General features: G+C 48.1%; 18 protein-coding genes. All 18 read right to left on the bottom strand.

Going from position 1 to position 16,106, the window contains the following annotated elements:
* Positions 1 to 75 precede the first annotated feature (75 nt).
* Entirely contained in the window at positions 76 to 381 is a 306-nt protein-coding gene (locus tag HCR03_RS14680; protein WP_187035032.1) for a hypothetical protein, read from the bottom strand.
* Positions 382 to 401: 20 nt separating this feature from the next.
* Positions 402 to 2,582 carry a DEAD/DEAH box helicase gene (locus tag HCR03_RS14675; RefSeq protein ID WP_187035030.1) on the bottom strand — a complete coding sequence of 727 codons (2,181 nt, stop codon included), beginning with the start codon at positions 2,580 to 2,582 and terminating at the stop codon, positions 402 to 404.
* Positions 2,579 to 3,916, bottom strand: a complete 1,338-nt coding sequence (locus HCR03_RS14670) for an ATP-binding protein (RefSeq protein WP_187035028.1) — start codon at positions 3,914 to 3,916, stop codon at positions 2,579 to 2,581. Before HCR03_RS14670 ends, HCR03_RS14675 begins: the two co-directional genes overlap by 4 nt.
* A gap of 13 nt (positions 3,917 to 3,929) precedes the next feature.
* The gene (locus tag HCR03_RS14665) at positions 3,930 to 5,915 is read right to left on the bottom strand and encodes a TerB N- and C- terminal domain-containing protein (RefSeq protein WP_187035026.1); all 1,986 of its coding nucleotides are present in this window, start codon (positions 5,913 to 5,915) and stop codon (positions 3,930 to 3,932) included.
* Positions 5,896 to 6,144, bottom strand: coding sequence for a helix-turn-helix domain-containing protein (locus HCR03_RS14660; RefSeq protein WP_187035024.1), 249 nt, complete (start codon positions 6,142 to 6,144; stop codon positions 5,896 to 5,898). The genes HCR03_RS14665 and HCR03_RS14660 overlap by 20 nt, the downstream gene beginning before the upstream one ends.
* Before the next feature lie 186 nt (positions 6,145 to 6,330).
* Positions 6,331 to 6,780 carry a sigma-70 family RNA polymerase sigma factor gene (locus tag HCR03_RS14655; protein WP_187035023.1) on the bottom strand — a complete coding sequence of 150 codons (450 nt, stop codon included), beginning with the start codon at positions 6,778 to 6,780 and terminating at the stop codon, positions 6,331 to 6,333.
* 763 nt (positions 6,781 to 7,543) lie between these two features.
* On the bottom strand, positions 7,544 to 8,416 hold the full coding sequence (locus HCR03_RS14650) for an ATP-binding protein (RefSeq protein ID WP_187035021.1): 873 nt from the start codon (positions 8,414 to 8,416) through the stop codon (positions 7,544 to 7,546).
* Entirely contained in the window at positions 8,413 to 9,249 is an 837-nt protein-coding gene (locus HCR03_RS14645; RefSeq protein ID WP_187035019.1) for a nucleotide-binding protein, read from the bottom strand. The genes HCR03_RS14650 and HCR03_RS14645 overlap by 4 nt, the downstream gene beginning before the upstream one ends.
* Positions 9,246 to 9,620 carry a NifB/NifX family molybdenum-iron cluster-binding protein gene (locus HCR03_RS14640; protein ID WP_187035017.1) on the bottom strand — a complete coding sequence of 125 codons (375 nt, stop codon included), beginning with the start codon at positions 9,618 to 9,620 and terminating at the stop codon, positions 9,246 to 9,248. Before HCR03_RS14640 ends, HCR03_RS14645 begins: the two co-directional genes overlap by 4 nt.
* A 179-nt stretch (positions 9,621 to 9,799) precedes the next feature.
* The gene (locus tag HCR03_RS14635; RefSeq protein WP_187035015.1) at positions 9,800 to 10,129 is read right to left on the bottom strand and encodes a DUF5320 domain-containing protein; all 330 of its coding nucleotides are present in this window, start codon (positions 10,127 to 10,129) and stop codon (positions 9,800 to 9,802) included.
* A 35-nt stretch (positions 10,130 to 10,164) separates the two neighbouring features.
* Positions 10,165 to 10,347 (bottom strand): DUF5320 family protein, encoded by a 183-nt coding sequence (locus HCR03_RS20635; RefSeq protein ID WP_407926873.1) that lies wholly within the window; start codon positions 10,345 to 10,347, stop codon positions 10,165 to 10,167.
* A gap of 97 nt (positions 10,348 to 10,444) precedes the next feature.
* A complete protein-coding gene (locus HCR03_RS14625) occupies positions 10,445 to 10,831 on the bottom strand; it encodes a metal-dependent transcriptional regulator (RefSeq protein ID WP_228724978.1) in 387 nt (128 codons plus the stop codon).
* A gap of 238 nt (positions 10,832 to 11,069) precedes the next feature.
* On the bottom strand, positions 11,070 to 11,237 hold the full coding sequence (locus tag HCR03_RS14620; protein WP_187035010.1) for a 4Fe-4S binding protein: 168 nt from the start codon (positions 11,235 to 11,237) through the stop codon (positions 11,070 to 11,072).
* Positions 11,238 to 11,549: 312 nt separating this feature from the next.
* A complete protein-coding gene (locus HCR03_RS14615) occupies positions 11,550 to 11,990 on the bottom strand; it encodes a Fur family transcriptional regulator (protein ID WP_187035008.1) in 441 nt (146 codons plus the stop codon).
* 24 nt (positions 11,991 to 12,014) lie between these two features.
* The gene (locus tag HCR03_RS14610) at positions 12,015 to 13,436 is read right to left on the bottom strand and encodes an IS5 family transposase (protein ID WP_187035006.1); all 1,422 of its coding nucleotides are present in this window, start codon (positions 13,434 to 13,436) and stop codon (positions 12,015 to 12,017) included.
* Positions 13,437 to 13,561: 125 nt separating this feature from the next.
* Positions 13,562 to 14,404, bottom strand: a complete 843-nt coding sequence (locus tag HCR03_RS14605) for a metal ABC transporter permease (protein ID WP_187035004.1) — start codon at positions 14,402 to 14,404, stop codon at positions 13,562 to 13,564.
* Entirely contained in the window at positions 14,401 to 15,171 is a 771-nt protein-coding gene (locus HCR03_RS14600; protein ID WP_187035002.1) for a metal ABC transporter ATP-binding protein, read from the bottom strand. Before HCR03_RS14600 ends, HCR03_RS14605 begins: the two co-directional genes overlap by 4 nt.
* Positions 15,168 to 16,088, bottom strand: a complete 921-nt coding sequence (locus HCR03_RS14595; RefSeq protein WP_187035000.1) for a metal ABC transporter solute-binding protein, Zn/Mn family — start codon at positions 16,086 to 16,088, stop codon at positions 15,168 to 15,170. Before HCR03_RS14595 ends, HCR03_RS14600 begins: the two co-directional genes overlap by 4 nt.
* Between the last annotated feature and the right edge of the window lie 18 nt (positions 16,089 to 16,106).

The following is a 16,106-nucleotide window of genomic DNA, read 5'->3' as shown; positions in this document are numbered from 1 at the left end:
ATTAAAACAATTTTGCTTGTTGTATCCAAATCCCCGGTAAAAACGGACGCATTATGCGTTCGTTTTGCCTGTACGTCAATCCCTGACATTTATATTTTTGCTATCGGCAAAATTGCTGATCTGACTTTTCAATTTATAAAGATCAGTACGTGCGAAACTGCTCAATCTTTCCTTGTCTGCCACTTTCCCGGACGCGCGTTTTGTCGACGCGATCAAGTCACCAAAAACACAATTTGCATATCCCCCATATCCACCGGAGGAACGTAAAAACTCCAGGCGCTTTGTAAACGGTTCCGCCTGCTTTTTTGTGTCAGAGCTTAAGGCGCATTCCACAATGCGTGAAACTTCATCATAGGTATCCTGAGTAATTGCTGTTCTCATACTGTTTTAACACCTCCGTACTAACTGCAGGTTTCCACATCTTTCAAAATATCAATTGCCGACTCCAGATCCAGCTCGTTATGCAAAAAAGCGCTGCGAAGCAATTCTCCCGGAATCATGGCGTCGTATTTGTCCACCTGTGGGATTTGATCCTCCGGCGAAACCATGTCCGGGTCGTCCATGTCAATGGACAGTTCCGCCATTCTCCGGAAAAACTCAGCCCCTGAAAAGCCGCTTGTGATTTGCAAGTAATGGTCGCCCCCAAAAACGGAGTAAATCTGAAGCGGCTCCTTAAGTCCGCAGCTGAACAGGCACTTGATGGTTTTCATTGTCTTTGAGCCTACCCATGGGCAGAAATAGAAGGAGTTTTCCCCGCACGGGAGGATGCTGCTTTCCAGCATACCGGACTTTCTTGCCAGAGAGCGGGCGGCTTCCAGCACCTTTTGCGCCCTGGGTGTCAGGTACGGATAGCAGACGTCTTCTTCCAGAGCTTTTTTCATTCTCTGAACGATCTTGGTGTGGATATGCCCTCCGCTTCCGTTCCAGCTGGGAATCCGGCTGTTTCTCACCGGCGCGACATATACGATTTTCCGCTCCATATCGACATCAAGCGTTTTCCAGGTTCGTCCGGCCAAAACAAAAACTTCTCCCGCTGTCGGGCAGCTGTCCAGAGTGCCGATTTCTCCCTCCTTGCTTTGCACATGGTAAGCCTGTTCATCCTGAAAAACAGCGTAGAATGAATAATGGTTGGTAATCCGCTCGCCACGGATACCTACGATAATTGCCCCGTTTTCCACACGCTGCAGGTAATCCTCAGCGATCATATAGCGAAGAATCAGCCTGTATTCCTCTTGGGTGATCGTCTCACGGAAGGCGGGAAGAAGCAGGACGCTCCGGGCCAGTTCCGGCGGACTGAGCTCTCCGTAGGTCATCAAGGTGCTTAGCGTCTGATGCGCAAGAAGGCTGAACGGCTTCGGCTTCAGGGTGAACGGCTCCACCCAGCTTTCCTCGAGGTAAAGTTGAATGATGGCAATCGCCCGTAGAAGCGTCCATGGCAGCTGTTCAAAAACATTCCGCTCCGACGGCTCCAGCAGTTCCAGAAACATCATCTGCGATTTTCCGCTGCGCCGACCGGAACGTCCCAGACGCTGGACAAAGCTGGTGCAGGAGTAAGGCGCGCCGATTTGTATGGTGGAATCCAGATCTCCGATGTCGATACCCAGCTCCAGCGTCAGCGTGGCTGCGGCGACGGTCGGGCCTTCCCGGTCGCGCAGGGCGGCTTCCGCTTCCTGCCGCAGCGCGGCGGAAACGCTGCCGTGATGTACAAAAAAAACATCTTTTTCCTGCCTTTTGTGCGCGATCTCTTTCATGTCGGCGATGACCTTTTCGGCGTTGCTTCTGCTGTTCGTGAAGATCAGGCACTTTTTGTCATGGCAGTTATCGTAGAGAAAAGAATTGTATTCCGCCATGACCTTTTCCGCTTCTTCCGGGTCGTGAGGCAGGAGGAAGCTGTCGGCGCAGAGGGAAATCGTGCGTCCATGATGACGGATACCAACGGCCTGCGCGCGGCGATCCGTCCCGGCCGCCAGATACCGGAGCGCGGGTTCGTAGTCGTTCAGCGTGGCGGACAGGCCGACGCGCCTCGGGCGGCAGCCCACGATTTTTTCCAGTCTGGACAGCAGGCACAGCACCTGTAGTCCGCGGTCCGTTCCCATAAAGGCATGAATCTCATCGATGACAACAAACCGCAGGTCCCCGAAAAGGCGGGCTGCCTCTGACGGGCGAAGCATGAGCAGGGCTTCCAGCGATTCCGGCGTAATCTGCAAGACGCCCTGTGCTTCTTTCAGCGCGCGCTGCTTCATAGACTGCGAAACATCCCCGTGCCACGGCCAGACCGGGATACCGCTGTCCTCCAGTAGACCGCTCAGCCGCTCGAACTGATCATTGATCAGGGCTTTCAGCGGCCCGATATACAAAACGCCAACGGAGTTCGATGGGTGATGGTACAGAGTGGTCAGAATGGGGAAAAAAGCGGCTTCCGTCTTGCCCGACGCCGTGCCGGAAGCAATAATAACGTGATCGTCCGTGTCAAGAATCGCGGAGCAGGCCTCCGCCTGTACCTCGCGCAGGTCCGTCCAGCGTTTCCGGTAGATGTATTCCTGAATAAACGGCGCGTAGCGCTCGAATGCGGTCCCGCTCATATATTAAATTCCGCGAAGAGCTCATCCTCTTTGTCCGGCACTTCTTCCGGGTTCTGTTCGGCGCTCTGGACGGAAAAGCCCTTCTCATTCACCAAAGTATCGAAGCTCAGCTCCGGATTCTGATGGAGGATATTCAAAAGGCCGAGAAAGTCCCTTGTTACCTCGCGGGGCGTCAGAAGCTGATCCGCTCCCATGCGGGAAACGACCGCGTTCAGAAACGTGGTGAGTTCCCGCTGCCCCAGCCGGCAGGTGTAATTGTAATGGCAGCTGTGAAGCTCGCAAAGGCGTTCCAGCAGAAGATAGATTTCTTCGGGAGTCAGCTGGTTCAGCTTGATTACTGGGCCCGAATAATCGGTATAGCCGTTTGCGCTGAACTGGTTGTCCGCCAGACGGGAGCGCAAAGCTTCGTAATTGAACAGGCCTCTGCGTTCGTCATAGACAAACTGCGGCGTGCCGCTCATAAAGACTCCGATATACCGGGCTTTCCCCTGCATGGTGTCGTTGAAGATCGTCAGGATTTTTTCATAATTGCTGTCTCTTGCCTGCTTATTAGTAATCTTATAGAGGTTGACGCCCTCGTCCAGAAAGACAAGCAGTCCCTGATAGCCCGCCCTTACCGCAAACAGTGCGAACAGCTTCAGAAAATCATACCAGCTCTGGTCGTCAATGATGCAGTCCACTGAGAGGTTCTGCCGCGCTTCCGTTTTTGTTGTGTACTCGCCTCTCAGCCAGCGGAGCGCCGACCGCTTCTGTTCCTCCTGCCCGGTTTTCATCCCGCGCCAGTAGGCTTCGATCACCGTGGAAAAAGCAAAGCCATAGGCCATTTCGGAAAGCTCCGCCATGACCGCTACGATTTTGCCGCTGACGGCGTCAACCATTCCCGGATCACCGGGATGCAGGCCGCTTTCCTGAATGACGGCCGCCTGCAGGGAACTGATCCATTTCTGCAGAATTGCCTCCAGCGCCCCGCCTTCCGGCCGGGTCAGAATCGAAAGATGCTGCATCAGCTCCCGGTAGGTTGCAAGGCCCTGTCCTTTCGTGCCGGTCAGCCTGCGTTCCGGGGAAAGATCTGCGTCCGCGACAACAAAATTCCGTTCCATGGCGTTATTGCGGATCATCTGCAGCAGGAAGCTTTTGCCGCTGCCGTACTGGCCGGTCACAAGGCGGAAAGACGCGCCGCCGTCTTCAATTGTGGATAAATCCTGTAAAAAAGCGCCTACCTCTTTCTGCCGCCCGACAGCGATGTGCCGAAGCCCGACGCGCGGCACGACGCCGGCAATCAGAGAATTGAGAAGCGCGCCGGATTCCCGGCGGCTGATCTTTACGGTCTGCATGATAACGTTCCCCCTAAGCAATTGATTTTTTCAAAGTCGGCGCGTATTCGTCTAGAATATGCGGCGATTCCTCGGCGGTATCAATCAGAATATCCCCCAGATATTGCATGGCCGCCGCATTAATGTCGTCCAGAAGAATCTGCGGCATGGTCAGCGCTTCCTCTGCGATTTTTTCCAGTTCCGGCTGCGAGTCAACGGACGCAGTCACAGCGAATAGAGCCTTTTCCTGCTCCGGCGAAAGCGCTTCCATAAAGCCACGGAATTCTTCCGGCAGGAGAGATGCGTCGAAGCACTTTGTCCGGGCTTCCTCCGCCGGTATCGCGGGCGGATTTTCATAAATGTAGGCGAGTTCGTCCCGGTAATCGTCCTCTGCGATAATATCGGAATTTTCCACGACCAGAAGCGCGCGCCCCAGATATCGTTCCGACTGCCGGTTGATCTCTTGGATCAAGGCTTCGTCTCCCTGTTGGGAAGGAACCTCCCAAGCGTTTTTCTGCAAGCGGTCCAGAAGGCCGCGCGACTCAGGCGACAGCGCCAGATAAATTGAGGTGACCTCTTTTACATCGGTCAGCAAAGTCTTTTCTGCTTTGGCTTCCGGTTCTTCCACCGAAAGTGCTTCCCGTACGGCGTCCGATTCTTCCCGCAGCGTGTTAATATTCTCAAAATTCAGGACGACCTTCGTGGGCTTTTCATCCGACGAATCAATTTTCTGCCGATTGCCATACTCTTTTGCCAGAAAGCTGTCGATCAGTTTTGAGGTTTCCGGGTCCAGCGTAATCCCGCGAAGACGGCCCCGGCATCCGCACAAACCTCTCAGTGAGTTTTCGCCGTAGCGAACCAGCTCATTGATGTAAGCGCGCAGTTTTGGGGAAGCGGAATAGCCCTTGACCGTAAAGGTCATTTTTTGATTTGCCTGGGGGCATACCGCGCTTGCAAACGCATAGTAGTCCTGCTTTTTTGCTCGGGTCGGACCATAGGTATCCAGGATACCCTTTCCCGTCTTCTTTTGAAGTGCGGCGTCAGCAAGAGCCACAACCCGAGGAATAGCCTCCCGCATCAGTTCCTGATTGCCGTCTTTATAGAACTTGCTGCTGACAATGGAATAGTCGCACAGCGCGTCGATGAGAGAAAAAGAGAGCTTCAATGGAACCTCGGACGCATGTTGGGCAATCATCAGATCCGTTTTGGCCGAGGGCGAGGCGTGAGGGTTCTCCTGCTCTGAAAGGGAAAAGTCTGTAAGTTCATTCTGTCGGGCAAAGTCAAATATCCAATCTGCCAGATAACGATCCAGCGCGGGGAATCTCTCCCGGTAGGCGTTCCATACCCGAGTGAGCTTTTCATAGCCATCCTGCGGGGTTTCCCATCCTGTTGCGCTAAGCAATTCATAGATCAGTACGAAAATGTACGACAGATCCGTGTCGATGTAATTTCCCTGGCGAACCTGGGAACGCCAGTAGAAATACCATGCCTGCTGGCTTTTGTTCATACTGTCATAAGTTGGCCAATAAGACATGAAGGGAACAAAGGGAACTGCTTTCCCGTCCTTCTGGGCAAACCTTTTCATATCCGCAAAGAACTTTTCATGCGGATCATGGATCGAAACCCGGACCGTGGGAGCGGAATACTGCGGCCTTGCGGGAACGGCCTGTTTTTTCTCCGGCTCCCCCGGCAGCACCATGTCGGAAAAGCCGGGGGCTGTCGGTGATGGGGAATGGATATTGACCTTTTCCTGCGGCTTGACGGGAAGCGTCTCAGCCGAAGCCATCCGCTTTTTGATGCTCCGGTAAGCGAAAATATATTGGATGACCCCCACAATCCAAAAAACCGGCGCCGTAGAGGGAACCGCGAAGGTTATGACCGCATAAACAATTCCGCAAATAATATGCAGTGCGTTAGTATTCACGATTCCGATATAAAGTACGGAAAGCCAATTGATCCAGGGAATAAAGGAGAGCACCCTGCAGAACTTTCCGGGCAGCTTAGGAGCTGTGCTTTTCATTCCCAGATTCCTCCTTCTTTTCTGCGGATGCCGGCTTGACCTCCATGATATCGGACACATCACAATTTAGCGCGTTGCAGATCTTCACGAGAATATCCGTATTGACATTTTCGCTTTTCCCCAGCTTGGCAAGCGAGGAGGGACTGATACCGGCCGAAACACACAGGTCTTTCTTTTTTATATCGCGGTCAATAAGCAGCTTCCACAGCTTTTTATAGCTAACAGACATAGGCACCCTCCTAAATTTGGATATTCACATTATACAACGTTACTGTCGAATTCTCAAATATATTTGGGAGAAATCAAAAAAAAATCCGAGATGATGTCACAAATCCGCATATACACGGTCCTATGGAAGCGGGAAACTTACCCCCAGCTTATTTCCATGTTAAGCAAAGGGGCCAGCAGAAAAAAATTACTTTTCCATCAATTTTTTTAATTTCGCCAGAATTTTTACCTTCCGGTCATGAATGGTCCGCTGCGGAACGCCGGTTTTTCTGGACAGCTGATGTTCACTGTCGTCATTGAAAAATAGGGCCATGATTAGTTCCTGTTCCTCCGTTCTGAGTTGCTTGAGACAGGTCAGCATTTTTTCGATCATCACGGTTTTAATAGCGGCATCGTCCACACCCTCGCCAGCGGCGGTAAATTGCCTGTTCCCTTCCAGCAGCCGCTCGTAGGAGTCCTCCCGGCTGGGAAGATATGTAACGGTACCGCTGACAGAATCTATTTTACAACGCTCGACCTTGATGTCATACTGCAGGTACTCCATTTGTCGATCGCTTTTTTCCAAAACCTCAATGATTTCCCTGCTTACATCGGGATACTTCTCCCGATAATTTGTCTTTTTTTGATACTTTGCCATAGGGCTTGTCCTCCATTTCGTTATTGTTGAAATCCGAAAATGAAGAACAAGCGGCGGAGATCTGCAACACAAATGTTTTTTCAGCGTTCTGATCAAGAACCCACAAAGTGCAAAAAAGATACTATCCGGTCGAACGGATAAGAAAAAAGTCGAACAAAAAAAGGCAGCAGTTTGCACGTTACAAACTGCTGCCTTTTTTACATGTTTATGTCGTCGATGTGCTATGCGTAGGTTATCTTTATTTCAACCTCCACATAGTATAGGTGAATCCTCGCATTTGTAAGACTTCCTTTTCCGTTACAGAAAAAAGCGTAAATAGGCCACAGATTAAGGAAGAGCACATTCATGTCGTAGAAGAAGCAGAAACCCACCCTCGGATGAGCAGGTTTCTGCACTGCGGCAATCGGCAGTCAGGCTGTCATAGAGTTTTAATCAGTACCATAATTCCTGTGGCTTATGTCTCAATTTTAAAGTACCGATTATTCTCCGCACTAGTCAACATGCTTCAGTTCACCCTGCAGATAATTGCCGTCAATTTTTTTCGTATCCCTAGGATACTTCGGTAATTACTTCATTTTTTACCCCCATTCATGCCGCGCTCGAAATAATTAATTGCGTTTAACATTATCATAAAGGAAGAAAAGATGGGAACTAGGTTTGTGCCCCGGATTGAGGATAAATTATTTGTTAGTAATCTGTGCGTTCCGCATCAAAAACGGTCAATCCCTTATAATGTACAAAATATTCCGTTACGTCTTTACATTCACATACATTTTTTTAATGAAATTAAATCATTTGAAATTCTTTTCCATATTGACGCGATCGCTTTTCCCGCCGGGCTATCCGGATAACAAGCGATGCTCTGACAATTGTTTACCGCCTTAATAACTGCCGTATCATAAGGAATTCTACCGACGACCGGTACCGATAAACTGTTACAATAACTTTCGATTTCGTTAGCGACATCAGTATTAACATCGTACTTGTTAATACATACAGCGCAGCTGACTCCAAAATGCTTTGAGGTTTCAATGATTCGCTTCATGTCATGCATTCCGGATATGGTTGGTTCAGCTACAATGAGCACAAAATCCACACCGCTGATCGACGCAATGACAGGGCATCCGATTCCAGGCGACCCGTCTATAATGGCCAGCTCGGAGTCAGGCACTTCCTGGGTTAGCTGTTGCTTGACAGCCGTAACCAACTTGCCGGAAGCTCCGCTGCCCATTTTGAGCTGCGCAGTTGAAAACACTCTTCCATCATTTTTATAAAGCATCATATTGCCGGATACGTGATCTATCATTGTAATCGCCTGTACGGGGCAAATTCCCACACAGACGCCGCAGCCCTCACACTCAAATTCACCTATAGAAAAGTCCTTTATCGCGCCAAAATTGCAGTTTTTTTCGCACAGGCCGCATCGGATACACTTTTTCTGATCAATCACCGCTTTTCCAAAACCATAATAATCCGTTTTTATCGGTTCAGATAACTGGGACATAACAAGATGAAGATTAGGAGCGTCCACATCGCAGTCAGCAAACGCTCTGCCTTTACTCAATGCTATAAACGCGCTGGCTACAGTTGTTTTTCCCGTACCGCCTTTGCCGCTAAGAATTAAAAGCTGTTTCATTGCAGCGCCTCCTTAGCCACCTTATAGAGGAGATTTCGAAATAGCTCATAATATTGTCCACTTTCGCGCACAGCCACAAGTCCTTTGGAGTTAAGCCTGCCCAAATTTTCATCATAAGGAATTTCAGCAAGGATATTGATCTTCTTTTCCTCGCAAAATTTTTTGGAAGGGTTTTCTCCGGGCAAACATTTGTTAAGGACAACGCCGAACGGCTTGTTAAAGAGTTTCACAAGTTCATAGACCATTTCCAGATTATGAGCGCCAAACAAAGTGGGTTCGGCGACCAGCACACAGAAATCAGCCTCACGAATGCTTTCCATAACAATACAGGCACTTCCTGGAGGACAGTCGATTACGATCGTATCCTGTTCCGGCAGCTTTCCCATGAGTCCTTTGATGATTGGGACTCCGGATACCTCTCCGGTATTCAAACAGCCGGTAAGAACGGTGACATTATCGGAATTGCCAATTTCAATGGTGCCTATTTCCCTTTGCTTTTTGGTGAGCGCTTTTGCGGGGCAGAAAAGGATACAGCCTCCGCAGGAATGACAAACCTCGTAAAAAATCATCAGCCTGTCCTGAAGCAAAGCCAGCGCGTTGTATTTACAAAAATCAACACATTTTCGGCAGCCTGTGCATTTGCTCATATCAATCTCAGGCACCGCCACAGTAACTGATTGTTTTTCCGTTATTTCCGGTTTCAAAAACAGGTGCCCGTTAGGCTCTTCCACATCACAGTCTACATATACCGCTTTTTCAGCGGCACAGGCAAGATTAACGGATACGAGGGTCTTTCCCGTTCCACCCTTGCCACTGAGTACGGCAATCCTCATTCTTTAGCACCCCCGTGGTTATGGAATCCGGGATGAATTTCAGAGAGACGCAAAAGTTTTCCCCTCTTGAATTTTTCAATATTTTCAGAAACGCTTCCATTCTGGGCCTTATACAATTCGATTTTCGCGGCGTTTAAAACCTGCGCGGCGTTATCCCCGCAGCGGTAAGTGATGACAGCCTTTGCACCATGATCTACCAGCATCTGAGAAGCTTTGATTCCGGCTCCGCCCTGGCTTGTGGCAGCGGAATTGTCCAAAAATTCACAGCTTCCGGTTTCGGTATCAAATGACACATATAGCGGAGAGCGACCAAAGGAGGGGCAAACGGGGACATCAAGGGATTTACTTTCTACCGGTACGATTAATTTCATAATAAATTCTCCGTTTCATTTTTGATTTGCTGCTTACACAGCAGTTGGCGTTTGAACATAGCTCATGTTTAACGATCCCCAATACGGGAGTATCATTTTGATGCGTTACCTCCCGATTAAATTATGGGGAAAAGGCGTACAGCAATGCCTTTTCCCCATGACGCATGAATAACCGAAAGTTATTCGGCTTCTCCGTTCAGGCTGGAAAGCCGCTTCTTTACCTGCTGAAGTTGATTTTCCAAAAATTCAGCCTGATTGGTTAGATTTGTTTTCTCATCGAATGCGGCTGCGTTTGTTCCCGTATATGCGGAATATCCGTAGCGTGCCCATCCGGGCATTCCGGTCGCATAGAACATCCTGCGAAATCCGCGTCCGAAACCGCATCCAAATCCTCCCGTGAATCCAACTGGATTTGCGTAACCCGATGTCACAAATCCGTTGCAATAGCCTGCTCCACGTCCCGTCATAGGACCCATTCCCATCGGGCCCGTTCCGTCTCCTCTTGGCATAGTAAATTCTCCTTCCTAATTTTTAACATTTTAACCTATCTTATTTTGTTGCGATTAAACCAGCGATAAGCCAGATAAGCGCCGCTCGGTACTAATCCGCCGAACCAGAGTAACCGTCTGTATCCGCGCCCACGGCCAAAACCCAAGCTCCGTCCCCCGAAATTAAGATATCCGGGGAATCTGAAGCCGGCACAATACCCCGCGCCGCGTCCAGTCATAGGCCCCATTCCCAGTGGGCCTGTTCCGTCTCCTCTTGGCATTGTCACACCTCCTTGATTTTTTGGAATCCTTTTATTATTCTTGCCCGTATTCAGATCAAATACAGTTCAGTCTCTCATGAATTTTGCTTATACTTTCAGGGCTGATAATGTGTTCAATCCGGCATGCGTCCTCGGCCGCCGTTGCTGTATCGACCCCTAAAATCCTGACGAAAAACAACTTGAGCAGGTTATAGCGTCTTTTCACATTTGCGGCTTCTTTCAGTCCTTTTTCCGTCAAGGAAACAGCCCCATATTTTTCCTTAACAACATATCCTTCATCCCTCAGCCGCTTCATCATACAGCTGACGCTGGCCCTGGTAACTCCCAGAGCATTGGCAACATCGCTTGAATGCACTTCCTTGCCGCCGGATAATTCAAGCAAAACCTTTAAATAGTTTTCCTTACTGGGAGTCATGTTTTTATTAAGGACATCGCTTTTCATGGTAGCTAAAAACCTCTTATAAGCGGGGAGCCGCATTTGGGGCATTTCAGTGAAGTACAGGGAATTCCTGCCGTATGGCTTACTCTTTCACCGCATTTCGGGCAAATACAATATCCGGCCGGTCCAGCGCCGGTTCCTCCGCGTTGCCCTCCTCGCCTCGCTTTTCCCGCCACAGGTCCCGTACCGAACGGTCCTGTTCCGTCTTTTCCGGGCATAATAAACACCTCCAATTAAAATTTTATATGCTGATTGCTTCTACCGGGCATTCGCTGACGCACGCTCCGCATTCAATACAGTCGTCGCTTACTTTCGCCTTGCCGTTCTCAACTTTTATCGCTTCCACTGGACAAGCGCTTTCGCAGCTTCCGCAACCAACGCATTTTTCTTCATTTACCTTTGCCGCCATAAAACCATCTCCTTTAATTTTGGCCTGTCATAATTAGTTATAAGCCTATGCCCATAATTATAATAACTCTATTATGGGCATATGTCAACAACTATTCTATAAAAAAAGAAAGCGTTATATACGCCTTCTCCCGTGCAGCACATGATAAGACACGCAAAGTACTAAATATGGTTTGGGTAATAAACTCAATTAGTAGGGGCCAAGCCCGGCTAATATAGCAATTAGAATAAAAAGGGTTCTTTCACGCTGTTATCAGGCCGTCGGATTTCAGCTTTGATCCCAGCCATGCCGTTGTCGTTTTTTTACGCACGTTTACTCCTTATGCGCATACTTTTCCCGGCATTTTGGACAGTAGCCGTAGATGACCAGTTTATGCCATGAAATAACATAATTTGTTTCTTTTGCAAGGGATTCTTCATAATTACCCAAAGGGCAACGGTTTATTGCCAGAACTTTATTGCACCCGAGACAAATTAAATAATGCTTGTGACCTAGACGTTTAAACTCATACAGAGTCCTTGAATTCCCCGGAATATTGAGTTTTACAGCAAGGTTTTTATCTGCTAATGTCTTAAGGACTCTGTATACTGTTGATAGATTTACTCGTATTTCCCTCTTTCTAAGTTCAAAAAAGACTTGTTCTGCAGAAAGCGGTTTGTCGCTCTTTTTCAAAATATCCATGATATCTGTACGAGGCTTTGTCGTTTTTAGTCCGCTCCGGATCAAATCATTACTAAAATCTGTTTTCTTCATAGCAATCATCCCGTTTACTTAATGTCAACTGAACAAAGGCTGATTTCTGACGGGACATGGTAGGAACATCCAATTGAAGAGTGATCGTAAAAATGCGCAGAGAACCTTCCTGAGGTTCAGCAGCAGAATCGACATGGCAACCACATGCTCCGTTGTGACCTGGAGCTTTGTCATAATCAGTCCCAAGCCGCATTTACGTTTGGCAAGGCTGAATTTCCGTTCCACCTCAACCCGGTCGCAGATATCGGTATATTCCAGCTTTCGGTCGACGACGGCATCCTTTCTCGGTCTTCCCAGTGCTGGGCCGGAAAGACGGATGCCGCGCTCTTTGCAGTAGTTCAGATTCTCCCGGTTCCGGTAGATTTTGTCCGCCAGGACACGTTTCGGATAGCAGCCCTCTCTGGCTTTGTACCGTTCGATCTCTTCCTTCAGGCAGGTAGACTCGTTGTAGGAATTGAACGACTGTTTCTCAAGCCGGGCGAAACCGTCAACAACGCTGATATCCAGTTTGGCGCCGAATTCCACCGGGTTTTTAGCCTTTCCACGAACGATCGGGCGCACATAAGGCTGACTTAAGCTGACGATGCGATCTTTTACGGAATGAACTTTGTTTTCATACATGGTTTCCTGTTGCTCATATAAAGTGCGGATGGTTTCCAATCTCTTTTGCTGCTTTTTACTGAGGACTTTCCCTTTGGACAGCATTTGATCAATCACGCCGAGGTTCCGTCTCAAGTATCCAAGCTGCTGTCGGACTGATTTGCGAATCGACTTCCCCGTATGCTTTTTGCTGCGGGCAAATTTCAGGTAATTCTTGTGTGCCAGTTTCCGGTAGGTGCGAGGCCGTTTCCCGTTCTTCGGCTCATGCATTCCGTCAATCATGGTTTCCGTGTTTTCACGGGCTTCATTCAGCAGTTCTGTGTCCTGCGGGTACTTGATATTCGACGGCGCACAGGTTGCGTCAACAATCATCGTCCCGTTATTCTGTGGCGGTTGAGGTTTGCCGGAATCATCCCTGTCGTCATGACGTTCTTCTTCCGATTCCTTCTTCGCTTTCTGGATGATCAGTTCATTGATTTCTCCGAGAATCTCCGGCGTCAGGCGTTTGCGAAAATATACCATCAGCGATGGGTCAAAAGGCTGTTTGTATTCATATTGCGAAAAACCGCAGAAAAATTGAAGGTACGGACCTTCCTGAATCTGCAGAGCAGTTTCTTCGTCCGAATATCCGTATTCCGATTGAATGATGCAAGCTCCAAGAGCCAGATGCAGCGGTTTTGCCACATTCCCTTTCCGATTCTTGAAAAGTTCCGCATACCGGTGCTCTATTTCATCCCAGGGGATACTTTCCCCCTTTTTTACCCACCGGTTATTCGGACTCATGTTCATTCCGACCGGCTGGCCGAAATCCTCAAACCTGATCTGTCCGCTCGCATATTTGTACATCCATATCGCCTCATAAGTGCAAGGTTATTTCGGTTTCTCCGTTCTTTTCCCTGCACTTATTTTACCATAAATCTTCCCATAAGTCAGCATTCATGCGGCTTTTTTGCCTGTTCAGCAGACATTACTTAAATATGACCATCCGTAACCCGTTTTCTTTTTAACCGTGTATGGATGGTATTTGCCATATAAAATATGAAATAACAAATTACCGATAAAATCACTATAGATGCGCCGGAAGCTATATTTAGTTCATAGGAAATCCATAAACCCGCAAAACAAAAAGCGCTGCCGAGCAAAATAGAAAATACCATTCGTTTCTTCAGATTAGAAGTCAATATTCCCGCAGTCGCGGCAGGTGCCGTAATAAGCGCAAGGACCAGAATAATTCCAACAACCCGAATCAGAACCACCACGGTCATTGCAATAAGAATTAAAAGTAAATATTCAAGGAAAGCTGTCTTTATGCCGATGATCGATGCAAATTCCTCATCAAAAAAGTAAGCTGTCCAATCGTTATATAAAATAACAACGACAAGCGTAACAATACAGGTCAAAATTATGATTAGATACAAATCTGATTTTGTTACCGAAAGGATGCTGCCAAAAAGATAAGAACTCAGATCAGGCGGATACCCAGGCATAAACCCAATGAAAAGAATTCCTAAAGCCATCCCTAAAGACCAGAAAAGGCCAATAATCACGTCGGAACTTGTGCCACTTTTCCTTTTGATGTAACCTATCCCTATCGCAGCGCATATGGAAAATATAAACGCACCGATAATGGGTTCAAACCCCATTAAATATCCCAGCCCTACACCGCCATAGGCTGTGTGGGCGATACCACCGCTCATCATAACCAGCTTCTTTTCAATAACAATAACCCCTATCAGGCCGCATACAATGCTTGCAAGGATGCCCGATATAAAAGCGTTCTGCAAAAACTGATATTCAAAAAGAGCCTTGATCATAATAGGTTTCCCCCGTGTTCTCTGAGTACTCTGTGCGGTACGCCATGCGCAATCAAATCGACAGGACACCCATACAAACTGTTTACGATATTTTCCGTAAGCTGCGGTTCACCATGGTAAACTAAGTGACCGTTAAGACAGGCCAGCCTGTGAACATGAGAGGAAATGGCAAACAGATCGTGCGTGACAAGTATAATGGTCATACTTTTATTTAATTCCGCCAGAAGAGTATATATTTGATCTCGTGAAGCAGCGTCCACACTGGCGGTTGGTTCGTCCAAAAGCAGAAGCTTTGGATTTACAGCCAGCGCACGCGCAATCAGCATCCGTTGAAATTCACCGCCGGACAGCTCGGAAATCTGACGATTTTCAAGGCTCTCCAAACCAACTTGTTTAATCAGTTGATGAGATAAATCATAATCTTTTTGCGTATATCTGAAAAATGGAGACAAGCCTTTTTTTAAACGTCCTGTCAAAACCACTTCACCTAAAGTGATTGGAAATCGCTTGTCCAAGGATGTGAATTGCGGAACATACCCGACTGTGGTTTTATGGTTTCCAGGACTATCTCCATAAACCTGAACAGTTCCGGATGATATGGGGACAAGACCGAGAATTGCTTTAAGCAGCGTTGACTTTCCGCCACCGTTAGGCCCTATAATTCCGAGATATTCGCCTTCGGAAACATCGAGACAGACACCCGAAATAGCAGGTGTCTGTCTGTAACATACCGACAAGTTGTCTATATGAACCGCCGGGCCGTTCATTGCATAACCTCCGCCATTAAATCCGCCATGGATTTGAGGTTCTCTATGTAATTAGCCGCCAACGGTGCAAGCTGCATTGTTTTCCCTCCAATTTCTTCGGCAAATGAGGCGGACTGACTGCTGTCAATTTCCTCCTGATAGAAAATCACTTTGATATTTTCTTTCTTTGCCAGATCAACCATATCCTGCAGGTGTTGCGCCGTTGCCTCTTTCCCGTCCTCTTCCAAGGCATACATGGTCAGACCGTAATCGTCCGCAAAGTAACCGAAGGCCGGATGATACACGATAAACTTCTTGCTCTGCACACCTTTAAGAGCAGATGTTATTTGTTTGTCGAGCGCATCCAGCTGTTGAATATAAGCCTTTGCGTTCTTCTCATATGTTTCCTTATTTGCTTCGTCAAGTTTACTCATCTTCTGAGCAATCGTCTCAACCATTACCTTGACTCTTTTGGGAGAAAGCCAAATATGCGGGTCTCTTGCCCCGGATTTAAACGTCCGCTCAGGATATACAGCCGAAACGGCATTTTGGAGAGAGACAACTTCTACATTCCCTGTGTTAGGCAGAATATTGGCCTCCTCGGTTGGAACTCCTATGGAGAAATAAAGAGACGCCTTGCTGAACTTTTTCATTTCTTCCGGGGTGGGTTCATAGTTTTCAGGACTGTTTCCGGGAGGAACCATAGTAATCACTTCAGCCAAATCTCCGCAAACCGCTTTAGCAAAAGTCTGCTCCGGAACGATTGTCACGGCGATGATTGGCTTTTCAGTCGAAACTTTAGAAGAGGAGCTGACTGTGATGTCCGGTTTTTCGGATGATGCTGTCGCGTTACCAGAACCGTTTGTACTGCAACCGGCAAGCCCTGCGAGACTTAAAATAAGCAAGCAGAAGACCACGATTTGTTTTAGTTGTTTCATTGCTATCCACCTTTACAT

The organism is Caproicibacter fermentans, assembly GCF_014303955.1.
GTDB classification, from domain to species: Bacteria; Bacillota; Clostridia; order Oscillospirales; family Acutalibacteraceae; genus Caproicibacter; species Caproicibacter fermentans.
This window is presented reverse-complemented; position numbering and strand designations above follow the sequence as displayed.